Raw genomic sequence first — 12,263 nt, forward strand, 5'->3', positions numbered from 1 at the left:
ATGATAATAAATTTCCTTTCTTATTATATAAAAGAAATAATTAGTTCTTCATAAAACTAAAAAATACACTATTTTTTCTTGAGATCATAGGAAAGGATGGCGTGTTTTTTCATTATTAAGGGGATTTAGTTTTGCTAGCTTTCCTGAACAACAAACAAAACGCCACCAAAATCATGGTAGCGCCTAGGATAATTACTATTGGTTTAATCATTAATAAGTATATCTGGACCCTTTTTCAACATATACGAGAAACCCGAAATAAATACGATACTAAATATAATAATGGAAGACCACATATTAAAATGAAATTCTTTACCTACAACCAAATAATAGATGTTATGGATCAAGAAATTAGCACCTATGATAATCCCACGATTTTTTTATCAATTTGATTAAACTTTTTTCAAATTGATGGCTTTTCTTTTTTAAGGAATTTACAGTCATAACATCTCAAATTTTGTTTATAATTGTAAATGGTTATTGAAATGTATAAATGTTGTTTCTTTTTTTATAAATATAAAATATAAAAAGGAAAAATAATGCAACTTTTTAACGCGCTTATTCGTGTTATATATGAAAGGAGGAGGGGGGATGGAAATTGAAGAAATATATAAGGTTTATATAAACGATGTGTACCGGTATTTATTTTCCCTTTCTCGTAGTCATCATGTAGCGGAGGACTTGATGCAGGAGACTTTTTATCGGGCGTATCTTTATTTAGAAGACTATGAAAACCAAAAGGTAAAATCATGGCTTTTTAAAGTGGCATACCATACGTTTATTGATTTTGTTAGGAAAGAGAAAAAAGTAACTTTTGTAGGAACGGAGGAATTAGAGACAATACAAGCAGGTGAATCTACAGAAGAGTATGTAGTCGCAAAAAATAGTTATGAAAAGTTAATTCAGATTATTCATACTTTACCAGTGGTAGAGGCACAAGCTATTTTATTATGTGACGTACATCAATTAACATACGAAGAGGGTGCTTCTGTATTAGATTTAAAGTTAAACACGTATAAAAGTCACGTATTTCGTGGGAGAAAGAGATTAAAACAATTGTTAAAGGAGGAAAAGAGTCAAAATGACAAATGATAAACCTCATTCTGAACAAGATGGTTATAAAGAATTGTTGCAAGAAGCTCTTCATCAAAGACCTGCTTCTCTTCCTGATGGAAAACAGGAGCAAGTGTTGAAAATAGGAAAAAAAAGAGCGCGTATTACGAATCTTTTGATTGTATTTACTTTTTTATTACTTATTCAACCTATTTTATATATATCTACACTCGCATACTATATATTTGCACCTACAAACGCAATGGAGATACGGAATGTAGTAAACCAAACGTTAAGTGTAACGGAACCAAATGTATTTATGAAAGAAAGAGACATAGAGCAAACAGTGCTGCCGCTTAGTTTACAATTGCATTTCGATTTGTATAAAAGGGTAGGAAAGAAAGATATTCGAATAGGAGAAGAGAAAACATATTATTTATTAAGTAAAGCAGCGAAAGTAAGCCGTGAATATACAACGGATGAAAAAATTCCAGAAATCCCATATATAGATAATGAGGTATTGTCTCATCCTAATAATTATAATACGTCCTATAATAGTAGCGAAGAAGCACAGGTATTAAAGGGTCTTCCGCAAGAATCTGTTGTAGAAGCATTTGTATCTTTTAGAGAATTATTAAGTGTACAAGAGGTAGAGAACATGTTTCCAACTATTGATATTGTTTGGTATGCCGTGAATACAGGATTAGAGGAGAAGCAAAAGAATGATGAGGGTATGTATGTTGCTCCGATTGGTTTTCCCGCAGATATGATTTCAAGTCTAAGTGGTGCTTTTATAAGTGATTCACCTCATGAGGAACAATTTATTGGTGTGTTAAAGTCATTACAGAAGCATGAAAATTTAGCGGTGAAGCTTTCTAGAGCGAAAACATTAGAGTTGTCAAAGCGTATTTCTTTCCTTGAAAAAAATGGGGTAAAAACATACGGGGCAGTTGTAACTGGGCCTAAAGGTGAAGTTGAAAAATTGATGAGCCATGAAAAGGTTAGAAAATTGAAAGTAGGTGAAGCGAGGTTATGGAATTGGCATTCTTAAAAAAAAGAAAGAGTCATATTTATAAACAGGAATCGTGGATGGGGATTATTTCATTAATTATTGCCTTTCTAGCGTTATTGTATTTGAACATTATATTGCTTATTCCAGAAACATTTATAGGTAAAGGTTTTCTGCAAATAGTTGGTATTGGATTGGTGTGCTCAGTCGTAGGCATGATCACAAAAAGCAAAAGTCGAAAATATGCATGGTGGGCATGTAGTTTATTTGTTTTTATGCTACTGTTTGCTGTATTTGGATTTATGTTAGGTTGGATGATAAGCTTTGCGCCGTAAATATGTGGGAAAGAGCGAATGTATATTCGCTCTTTTTTTATGTATAAAAAGTAAAATAGATAAGAGAAGAACCTATGAAATTTGAAAGGAGAGCACTATGTATCTAGACTGTAGTTTTGTTGATATGTTTTCCGCTCACTTTTATAAAAAATATTTTTTTGACCCCCATAAAATTTTTTATTCCTTCGAATATATATAAGTAGAAGAAAGAAAATGGAAGAAAAAGAAGCAATGAAAGTAAAAGTACACATCGAAAACAACATTGAAGCATTACTAAAATTGCTAGATTAAGTGGGGAATCCGAAAGTAAAAGCTAAAATTACCAAAAATATAGAGAAGAGTTATTCAAAGATTGCGGCTAAAATAGAAAAAGAACAAGAAAAACTAGCGGACGCTATTGCAAAAGAAAACAAGAAAGCAGAACAAAATACAGACTTCACTCTAGCGCAAGTAGAAAAGAATAATCATCTGAAAAATCGGTCGTGAAAAATATGAACAACAGTAAGAAGACAAGCTAAAAGAAAAGTACTAAGAAAATGTGGTTAAATGGTCACTTGTTTAGTGACCATTTTGCTATTTAAAGCAGAAGGAGGGAGAGAGATTACAAGTGTTGAGTTTAGTAATGAAGATCTTAAGAAAACCGAAAATAGAAGATATCGTATTTAACATACAAAACAACGGTGGAGATAAGGACGCTTTTATCGTACAGTATCAGCCGTTTATTAGAAAATCAATCTCGTCTGTCTGCCGCCGATATATTACAGAACAGGATGATGAATATAGTATTGGATTGTTTGCGTTTAACGAGGCAATTGAACAGTATTCATATAAAAAAGGAAAATCTTTTCTAGCGTTTGCTGATCTTCTTATAAAAAGAGATGTAATTGACTATATACGCAAGGAGTCTAAGCATAATCTTGTCTTTTTAAAAGAAGATAAGCAAGAGGAACTATTAGAAATGCAAGTATCGCTTACGGAGTATATGAAAGAGATAGAAAATAGTAACCGTAAGGAGGAAATTCTTCATTTTCAAAGTGTGCTAGCTGAGTTTAAAATCACATTTTCAGAGCTTGCTAAGGAATCTCCTAAGCATCGTGATACGCGTGAGCACTTAATAGAAATTGTAAAGATTATTATAAAAGACGAGAAAATGATGGAAGAGCTGTTCAGAAAGAAAAAGTTACCGCTGAAACATATTGAGCCACGTGTTAGGGTAAGTCGTAAAACGTTGGAGCGACATAGAAAATACATTATCGCAATGTGTATTATCTTTGCAAATAACTATACATATATTCTTGATTATATAAGAGGGGGGAAGCATGATGAATAAAGGAATTGTGATGGATATAAAAAAACATAGCGTAGTTGTTTTAACTCCAAATGGAGAATTTATTTCGTTTAAAAGAAAAGCGCACTCTTACATGATTGGAGAAGAAATCTCGTTTAAAGAACAAGAACAAAGAGCACCGCGTTTTTCAATCCCTTCTTTCTTAAATCCTGCATCATTACTAGTTGCTTGTTTTCTATGTGTGTTGCTGTTTTTCTACAACCAACCGGAAGAAAAAGTATTTGCTTATGTCTCAGTTGATATAAATCCAAGTTTAGAGGTGAGCGTAACAAAGGATCTTCGTGTTATAGATTTGCGAGCTTGTAATGATGATGGAAGGCGTATTTTAAAAGAAATGAAGCGATGGGAAAATAAATACCTGCAAGACGTAATACGTACTATTATAAAGCAGAGTCAAGAGGATAAGTACTTAACGAATGATAAGCAAGTTATGCTAACAGCTGTTACAAAGGACAAGTCGTTAGAACCACAGTTGGAAAAGGCTATGCAAAAATTAAAGAAAGAGTATGAAACAAAACACGTTACAGTCGTATATCAAAGCAGTACGATGCAAATGCGTGAGAATGCCATGAAAGCAGGAGTTGGCACAGGTGTTTATATAAAGCAAGAGAATGAGAAGCAGAAATCGCTTACTCCTCCTGCGCCGCCGTCTAATCAAGAGCAACCAAAGTCATCTCCTGATGTATCATCGGATTCGTCTCCTGCAAAAGAAGAAAGATACGAGAAGCAGGGGCATATAGAACAAAAACAATCCAAGGAACAGCAAATGAAGCAAATAAAAGAAAATAATGGACACCAGCAAGAGAATAACGGTAGAGGATCTCAGCAAGGAAATAATGGACACCAGCAAGAGAATAACGGTAGAGGATCTCAGCAAGGAAATAATGGACACCAGCAAGAGAATAACGGTAGAGGATCTCAGCAAGGAAATAATGGACACCAGCAAGAAAACAACGGTAGAGGACCTCAGCAAGGAAATAATGGACACCAGCAAGAGAATAACGGTAGAGGATCTCAGCAAGGAAATAATGGACACCAGCAAGAGAACAACGGTAGAGGATCTCAGAAAGAAAATAATAGAAATCAGCAAGAGAACAACGGTAGAGGGTCTCAACAAGGAAATAATGAACATCAGCGAGAAAACAACGGTAGAGGATCTCAGAAAGAAAATAATAAAAATCAGCAAGAAAACAACGGTAGAGGGTCTCAACAAGGAAATAATGAACATCAGCGAGAAAACAACGGTAGGGTGTCTCAGTAAGAAAATAACGGGCCTAATAATGAAGGGGAAAACATTCCTGCCACACAGCATCAAGGGGATGGAAAGAAGAATCTATAGAATATGAGAATTCGTTTCATGTTAATTAACCCCTCTAGTTTCAAACTAGAGAAATTTTTATTATTTAAATTTTTTAAATGACGGACACAAAATGGTGTATCCTTTCGAATTATATATATGGATATCATTAATATTTATATAAAAGGGGAGAAAAAATATGAAAAAAACAAAAGAAATGTATGAAGAAATCGCTGAAGTATTAAAGGTATTGGCACATCCTGTCCGTTTATCCTTAGTAAAAATAATGCTTGCAAAAGGCCCTACGAATGTAACAACAATGTATGGAGTTTTACAAATGCCCCAAAGTACAATTAGTCAGCATTTGTCCAAACTAAAAGCCGCTAAAATCGTTACAGGTACTCGGAAAGGATTAGAAATTTATTATGAGGTAACGGACAATCGTACAAAAGCGATATTATCAAGTTTAGTTTAAATGCTGACTTTCTTGAATTTAACAGTAAGATGAGAATAAGAAAGCAATTTTGTTCCCATAATTTTTTAGGATTTTACATAAGAGCTATATTTATAAGAATATGTAATTTTCTTTCACTACAGTTAATTCCTTTGAGAAATAAACTTTTTTTCATTTTAGGGGTATTTTTTGTTAGCTTAATAGTGATGTGACGATACCCCTATTATAAAATTTCAGAAGAATTCTTGAGATAGAAGATGTAACAAAGTAAGTAGAGCTCTTTTACTCATTTAACCTCTTCATCTGATGATCTTTTCCCCATTCAAATAGCTCATCCATAATTTGCATTAAAGATTTACCATGTTCGCTTATTGTGTACTCAACCTTTGGTGGTACTTCTTGATATACAGTACGATGGATAATCCCATCAGCTTCAAGTTGCCGAAGTTGTTGTGTAAGAACTTTTTGCGTAATGTTTGGGATTTCTCGTTTGATTTCATTCGTTCGCATTTTTCCATCCATCAAAACACATAAAATATGGACTTTCCATTTTCCGCCGATCACGTCGAGTGTCGTTGCGATTGGGCAATCATCATTTTGATTCATATAACACCTCCACAGGTACTTTAAGGTTCCTATAGTACCTGAAAGTACGTACTTTTCAAGTATATGTGACTCATTCATACTAATACTAAAGCGTTTGAATTATTTATAAGGGGGAAGAAAATATATGAAAACACTTGTAATTGTAGCACATCCTGATATTGAAAAGTCTCGAATTAATAAAAGATGGGTAGAAGAACTTGAGAAATATTCAGATGAAATTACGGTGCATGAATTATATAAAGCGGCACCAAATTGGGAGTTTAATGTTGAAGAGGAACAAAAGCTGTTAGTAGAGCACGACCGATATATATTTCAATTTCCACTATACTGGTATAGCTCACCACCATTATTAAAAAAATGGTTCGATGATGTATTAACATATGGATTTGCCTACGGATCAAAAGGGGATAAAGTGAAGGGGAAAGAATTTGGTGTAGCTATTTCTATAGGTGGCTTAGAAAAAGACTATAAAAATAGCGGAATTACAATGGATGAATTGAAGAAACCATTTCACGCTACAAGCTTATATACAGGAATGGAATTTATACCTTCATTTTATTTATACGGAGCAGAATATGAAATCAGTGATGAAGAGATTGACATAAGTGCACCAGAGTATGCGCAATATGTTATGAATAAGAAGTATTCTAATATATAAGGAAAAGTGAAATCCAGTTATGTACAAAGCATAACTGGATTTTTGTTTATAAAAAACATAATAATTTACTAGATTTTGTATTTTGTGTAAGATAATAAAGAATATTCAATTAATAATTAAAGGAAGAGATATACATGAAGTTGCCACTATTACAAGTAGAGACAGAGAGATTTATTATCCGTCCATTTCAAAAAGAGGATTATGAAAGTTGGTTAGATGGATTCAATAAGAGGTTACCATCTCAATATAAATACGATGATGGCTATCATGACATGTCGTCTTCAACAAAAGAATGGTTCACGGAATGGATAAGAGGATTTGATGAGGCGGCACGACGGGATGAAATGTACGTTCTAGGTATTTTTCAGAAAGAAGATGGCGCCAATATTGGAAAGCTAGAGCTTATAAAAATTTTACGTATGGACTATCAATGGGCAATGATGGGCTACTCTATTCATAATCAATATTGGAAAAATGGATACGGAGTAGAAAGTGTAATAGCTGCGCTGCCGTTATTTTTTAATGACCTTCATTTTCATAGAATCGAATTACATATACATGTTGATAATGATCCATCCGTTCGTTTGGCAGAAAGAGCTGGTTTTTCATTTGAATGTATGAGAGAGGCGTTTTCTATGGGGAATGGTAAGTGGGCAGATTTTCTTATTTATTATAAAAATAAGGAGACGGATATATGAGGGTACTTATTACAGGTGGAAATCGAGGATTAGGGTTGCAGTTAGTAAAAGTATTTCATGAGAATGGGCATATCGTTTATCCGCTAGTTAGAAGTGTGGAAGCGATAGAACAGTTAAAACAGATGTTTTCTTCTAGATGTTTTCCTATATTAGCAGACTTGTCAGATGATGAGAGTACTGAGTGTATTAAGAAGCAAGTTGAGGAGTATACAGAGTATATTGATTTAGTTATAAATAACGCTGGAATTACTGGAAAGGAAACGGAGGTTTTACGTACCAATTCAGAAGAGTTAACGGACCTATTTAACGTTCATTGTTTAGGTGTTATTCGAGCTATAAAAGGTACATATCCGGCTTTAACTAAGTCGAACCATCCGAGAATTATTAATATATCCTCTCGGTTAGGGTCATTACATAAAATGGCGGCCAAAGAGTTTCCTCAAGGAGAGTTTTCGTATTCATATCGAATTGCGAAAGCAGCACAAAATATGTTAACACTCTGTTTACAGCAAGAGTTTGCGGATAAAGGAATTCGTGTAACCGCCATTCATCCAGGGAAATTAAAGACGGACATTGGTGCTTCTGATGCGAATATGACTCCTGCTGAAGGAGCACAAAATATATATGATTGGATAATGGATTCAAATGAGGATGTTTCGGGTAAGTTTATTGAACCGGGTGTAGGGGAGTTAAAGTGGTAATGTACGATCTTACAATCATTCAAAATATATTTGGGCCTTTAAAAAAGTTTCAAAAGAGGATTAGGGGATATGAGGATGAAAAAAGTAAACGTAGTCCATTACGACGCATTTACGAATAAACCAAATATGGGAAATCCAGCAGGTGTTGTACTAGAGGCGGATGGATTAACGGAAGAGGAAATGCAGCGTATTGCTGAAAAGGTTGGATTTAACGAAACAGCTTTTGTTCTTTCTTCAGAAGTAGCAGATGTAAGAATTCGCTATTTTACGCCTGGTCATGAAAATGATTTATGTGGTCATGCGACAGTAGGGACTATATATGCACTTCATGAAAGAGGATTATTAGAAGGGAAACACAATTTAACAATTGAAACGAAGGTAGGGATTTTGCCGATACATATAGGTGCGAATAAAAGTGGGGAAACTTTTATTAAAATGAGACAAGCAACACCGCGGTTTCAAAATTTTACAGGTTCAAAAGAGGCATTAGCTTACAGTATTGGTCTTGAAGTAAATGATTTAGATGAAAAATTACCAATTGTATATGGAAGTACTGGTATTTGGACTTTAATTGTACCTATTAAAAAACTTGAAGCATGTGAAAGGATGAAACCTAATAATAGTGAATTTCCATCTGTATTAAAAGAAATGCCAAAGGTTGCTATTCATCCACTTTGCTTGGAGACATATGATGCAGAAGCAAGAATGCACGGTCGTCATTTCTCATCACCTTATTCTGGAACAATAGAAGATCCAGTGACAGGAACTGCTTCAGGTGTAATGGGAGCCTATTATGCGACGTATTTGGAGAACAATTTTGATCATGAATTGGAGTCAATCGTTGAGCAAGGACAGGAAATAAATAAAGATGGTCGTGTAACGGTTTATGTAACGAAAGATGTAGAACATGAGAAGTTACAAATAGATATTGCGGGAACAGCCGTATATGTGAAAGAGTTTGAAATTTTAATATAAAAAAATAAAGCCCAGCACATAGCTGGGACTTCTCTTTATCTGTTCAACACTTCAATATACGAAGCATCCCCAGTTGTTCGAATTGTAGAGCGGAAATTGTTGTGTTCTAACGTTTCAGCAACTTGTTTTAATTGCTGTGCATCATCGTGATGAATGAGTAAACTATCTGCACCACTTTCTTCTATATGAATATGCTCAACATTTCCAATCGCTTCATGTATAGCTTTTAAAAATTCAGGTTTCATATTGTCCTCCTATTATGTATGTAACGTCGTTAAATAGTATTTCCTTATTTTTGAAATATAAAAGTAAATGAAAGGAGAAATGAAAATGAATATAACGCAGTTTAAAGAACATATTACATCACTTTTTGAAGAGCATCTTAATAAATACGGTGATGACGAGTATGGTTTCACTCACATTAGTAAAGAGGAATTTCACAAAATAGGTTACACGACAAATTTGACGCTAGAAACAATTGAAGAAGCATATCGAAATGGGGTTGATATGATACTTACACATCATGCACCGTGGAGTTTTTTATTCGGTATGGAAGAGGCTTGTATTGAGAAATTAAAAGAATATGAAATGAACCATTTTTGGATTCATTTGCCGTTAGATTTTGTAAAGTTTGGCACGTGTACGTCGTTATTTAACGAAATTGGGATAGATACAATACTGGAATATTCCACGTATGAGGAAGAAGAGCTACCGGGAATAGGAGAATATAAAGAAGCGATTCCCTTTTCAAACTTAGTTGAAAAACTTGAAGAGAGAATGGAAGAGAAAGTGAAGAGCTGGAAAAATCATGACAGACCAGTGAAACGGATTGCGATTTTAACGGGTGCAGGGAACAATACAAACCTTATTGAGCGTGCACTAGAAAAAGGTTGTGATACGTACATAACGGGAGAAAAAACATTATATACGGTGCAACATGCAAAATTTAAAAGGATAAATTTAATTGTAGGTAGTCACACATTTACAGAAGTGTTTGGTGTAGAAAGTTTGGCTCGTAAGTTAAAAGAAAGAGATAATTCAATAGAAATTACTAGATTAAATGAAGATCATTTGGAGTGAGGGAAATGGTAACTATATACGCAAATTATGGGGAATCAAAAGTGAAGTTAACGTGGAAAAAAGATTGTATATTGCCAGAATACGAAAGAATCACAAGTGTTCACGGTTTTTGTTTTCATAATAATAAGGTTTTACTAATAGACCATGAGAAGCGTGGTTGGGACTTTCCTGGTGGGCATATAGAAGAAGGGGAACTACCAGAAGAATGTTTTAAAAGAGAAGCGTGGGAAGAAGGTTATGTAAAAGGAGAATGTACTTTATTTGGATATATTATCGTTGACCATAGTGATAATCCAAATTGGAATGAACATAGCCCGTATCCAAAAGTAGGGTATCAGCCGTTCTACCGGATGGAGATTAATGAAGTGCATAAGTTTGACGGTGAGTATGAATCCGATAAAAGGATGTTTGTTAGAGTAGAAGAGAGTGCAATGTATCATTATAAATGGAATGAATTATATAATGAAATTTTGAAGGAGGCCGTTTTAATAAAATAAAAATTAATTTCTGTTATATTAAGATATTAAAAGGGCTTTTCATTAATTTGTCAAATAATAGTAAAGTTGTCTTTTGAATTGAAGGAATCTTCAGATGTAAGGGTGAGTGAATGGACATTTCAGTAATCGCTAAACAACTAGTTAATGAGAAGGTTATTTCACATTATCCGAAAAGCATGAAAGTGTTGAGTGGAGGAACGACAAGTACTGTATATTTGTTGGATGGAAAATATGTTATGAAGTCGAATGAATCGGAAGTAATACGTGAAGAAGCGAATTTTCTTTCTTTTTATGAGGGGAATACTTTATTTTCGAAGCTTTTGTATATGGAGCCTTTAAATAGATATATTGTGTATTCTTTCCTTGAAGGGAGTACTTCGTGCGAACATGGATATAAACGGATTACGCTTAGTACACTTGTAAAAGAAGTTATCAATAAGTATGAAATAGTTCCAGAGGCAGATAGCTGGGGATGGAAAGGAAGTCCGGTTCAAACTTGGACTGAATTTTTAATGACAGATGTGATGGAAGCACATGAAAATGTAAGACTGTACATAAGTGATGAAGAGTATAGACTTGTTCTTAAGTTAGTAAGTAGTCCGAATAGGGGGGCTGGAATAGATAAGCCATTTTTATTACATGGTGATTTCGGATTCCATAACTTTATATTTCGAGAAAATAAGTTATATGGCGTGATAGACCCTTTACCAGTGTTAGGGAATCCTCTATATGATTTAATTTACGCGTTCTGTTCAACTCCGGAAGATTTAACAAAAGAAGCAATTTGTTATGCGATGAAACAATGTGTATTTCATAAAAAAGAACGAGATTTATATGAGGAAATAGTCATTGGCTTATATTTGCGTATCGATACGTGTTTAAGACATCACCCGAAAGATTTAGAAGATTACTTAGAAGCTTGGCGTTATTGGATGGGCGAAATTGAGACGACTTTATAGCACAAATATTGGGGGGGAGATAGAGAAATGAACATTTCAGAAGCAAAAAGAGATTTAGCACAAAAAACGAAGAGGGGATTTCCTGTTATAATAGCGGGTCTTTTATTTTGGATTGTAGCGAGCATAACTGGTGTTCTTCTTTCAGAAAAGCAAGTTGTGTGGGTGTATTTAATTGGTATGGGCTGTGTGTTTCCTTTCGGCTTAATGATAGCTGCTATATTAAAAATTGATATGTTTGCGAAAGGAAATCCGCTAGGGACTTTAGCGGGATTAATTGGTGGGATAAATGTATTAAATATTCCGTTTGTATTACTTGCCTATTTTCAATTTCCAGAATGGTTACCTTTTGTAGTAGCGATGTTAATAGGAGTTCATTTTGTACCGTACGTATGGATTTATGAAAGTAAAAGTTATGGATTTTTATCAGTAGGAACTGTATTAGTAACGTCTGTATGTGGGATTCTTTTTGCAGAAAAAGGATTTATCGTAATTCCTATGGCGGTTACAGTTGTTTACTTTATTACTCTTATAAGCTTATCAATTGAAAATAAAAAAGCAGAAAAATATCAACAAATATCAGCTTAATAAAAAAT

At 34.1% G+C, this 12,263-nt stretch carries 17 protein-coding genes; 15 read left to right on the forward strand and 2 right to left on the reverse strand.

What is annotated here, in order from left to right:
• Positions 1-591: 591 nt before the first annotated feature.
• The 7 genes from CDB3_RS07600 (at position 592) to CDB3_RS07635 (ending at position 5,517) form a co-directional block, all read left to right on the forward strand.
• Positions 592-1,092 carry a sigma-70 family RNA polymerase sigma factor gene (locus CDB3_RS07600; protein WP_128853977.1) on the forward strand — a complete coding sequence of 167 codons (501 nt, stop codon included), beginning with the start codon at positions 592-594 and terminating at the stop codon, positions 1,090-1,092.
• Entirely contained in the window at positions 1,082-2,104 is a 1,023-nt protein-coding gene (locus CDB3_RS07605) for an anti-sigma factor (RefSeq protein WP_128853978.1), read from the forward strand. Before CDB3_RS07600 ends, CDB3_RS07605 begins: the two co-directional genes overlap by 11 nt.
• A complete protein-coding gene (locus tag CDB3_RS07610) occupies positions 2,086-2,397 on the forward strand; it encodes a hypothetical protein (RefSeq protein WP_128853979.1) in 312 nt (103 codons plus the stop codon). Before CDB3_RS07605 ends, CDB3_RS07610 begins: the two co-directional genes overlap by 19 nt.
• A 291-nt stretch (positions 2,398-2,688) precedes the next feature.
• Positions 2,689-2,883: a hypothetical protein gene (locus CDB3_RS07615; protein WP_256869676.1), complete on the forward strand. Its 195-nt coding sequence runs from the start codon at positions 2,689-2,691 to the stop codon at positions 2,881-2,883.
• A 121-nt stretch (positions 2,884-3,004) separates the two neighbouring features.
• Positions 3,005-3,727, forward strand: coding sequence for an RNA polymerase sigma factor SigI (sigI, locus tag CDB3_RS07625; protein ID WP_128853980.1), 723 nt, complete (start codon positions 3,005-3,007; stop codon positions 3,725-3,727).
• A complete protein-coding gene (locus tag CDB3_RS07630) occupies positions 3,720-5,006 on the forward strand; it encodes an anti-sigma-I factor RsgI family protein (protein WP_306295550.1) in 1,287 nt (428 codons plus the stop codon). Before sigI ends, CDB3_RS07630 begins: the two co-directional genes overlap by 8 nt.
• Positions 5,007-5,241: 235 nt before the next feature.
• Positions 5,242-5,517: an ArsR/SmtB family transcription factor gene (locus tag CDB3_RS07635; RefSeq protein ID WP_097832621.1), complete on the forward strand. Its 276-nt coding sequence runs from the start codon at positions 5,242-5,244 to the stop codon at positions 5,515-5,517.
• Positions 5,518-5,778: 261 nt separating this feature from the next.
• Here CDB3_RS07635 and CDB3_RS07640 read toward each other — a convergent pair whose 3' ends face one another.
• Entirely contained in the window at positions 5,779-6,102 is a 324-nt protein-coding gene (locus tag CDB3_RS07640) for a winged helix-turn-helix transcriptional regulator (protein ID WP_097832622.1), read from the reverse strand.
• A gap of 124 nt (positions 6,103-6,226) precedes the next feature.
• On the opposite strand from CDB3_RS07640, the gene CDB3_RS07645 reads away from it, so the two are divergent.
• The 4 genes from CDB3_RS07645 (at position 6,227) to CDB3_RS07660 (ending at position 9,134) form a co-directional block, all read left to right on the forward strand.
• Positions 6,227-6,760: an NAD(P)H-dependent oxidoreductase gene (locus tag CDB3_RS07645; protein WP_128853982.1), complete on the forward strand. Its 534-nt coding sequence runs from the start codon at positions 6,227-6,229 to the stop codon at positions 6,758-6,760.
• A 134-nt stretch (positions 6,761-6,894) separates the two neighbouring features.
• Positions 6,895-7,458: a GNAT family N-acetyltransferase gene (locus tag CDB3_RS07650; protein WP_128853983.1), complete on the forward strand. Its 564-nt coding sequence runs from the start codon at positions 6,895-6,897 to the stop codon at positions 7,456-7,458.
• Positions 7,455-8,159 carry an SDR family NAD(P)-dependent oxidoreductase gene (locus CDB3_RS07655; RefSeq protein ID WP_128853984.1) on the forward strand — a complete coding sequence of 235 codons (705 nt, stop codon included), beginning with the start codon at positions 7,455-7,457 and terminating at the stop codon, positions 8,157-8,159. The genes CDB3_RS07650 and CDB3_RS07655 overlap by 4 nt, the downstream gene beginning before the upstream one ends.
• A 75-nt stretch (positions 8,160-8,234) precedes the next feature.
• Positions 8,235-9,134, forward strand: a complete 900-nt coding sequence (locus tag CDB3_RS07660; RefSeq protein WP_128853985.1) for a PhzF family phenazine biosynthesis isomerase — start codon at positions 8,235-8,237, stop codon at positions 9,132-9,134.
• A gap of 35 nt (positions 9,135-9,169) precedes the next feature.
• Here the strand turns inward: CDB3_RS07660 and CDB3_RS07665 are convergent, their stop codons facing one another.
• Complete coding sequence (locus CDB3_RS07665; protein ID WP_000801638.1) at positions 9,170-9,379, reverse strand: hypothetical protein; 210 nt, start codon at positions 9,377-9,379, stop codon at positions 9,170-9,172.
• A gap of 85 nt (positions 9,380-9,464) precedes the next feature.
• Here CDB3_RS07665 and CDB3_RS07670 point away from each other — a divergent pair, with 85 nt between their 5' ends.
• The 4 genes from CDB3_RS07670 (at position 9,465) to CDB3_RS07685 (ending at position 12,255) form a co-directional block, all read left to right on the forward strand.
• Positions 9,465-10,214, forward strand: coding sequence for a Nif3-like dinuclear metal center hexameric protein (locus CDB3_RS07670; RefSeq protein WP_128853986.1), 750 nt, complete (start codon positions 9,465-9,467; stop codon positions 10,212-10,214).
• 5 nt (positions 10,215-10,219) lie between these two features.
• Entirely contained in the window at positions 10,220-10,711 is a 492-nt protein-coding gene (locus CDB3_RS07675; RefSeq protein WP_128853987.1) for an NUDIX hydrolase, read from the forward strand.
• Between the two features lie 110 nt (positions 10,712-10,821).
• The gene (locus CDB3_RS07680) at positions 10,822-11,670 is read left to right on the forward strand and encodes an aminoglycoside phosphotransferase family protein (protein WP_128853988.1); all 849 of its coding nucleotides are present in this window, start codon (positions 10,822-10,824) and stop codon (positions 11,668-11,670) included.
• Positions 11,671-11,697: 27 nt separating this feature from the next.
• A complete protein-coding gene (locus CDB3_RS07685) occupies positions 11,698-12,255 on the forward strand; it encodes a DUF7010 family protein (RefSeq protein WP_128853989.1) in 558 nt (185 codons plus the stop codon).
• Positions 12,256-12,263: the final 8 nt, after the last annotated feature.

The organism is Bacillus sp. CDB3 (assembly GCF_002081505.1).
Taxonomy (GTDB): domain Bacteria; phylum Bacillota; class Bacilli; order Bacillales; family Bacillaceae_G; genus Bacillus_A; species Bacillus_A cereus_AT.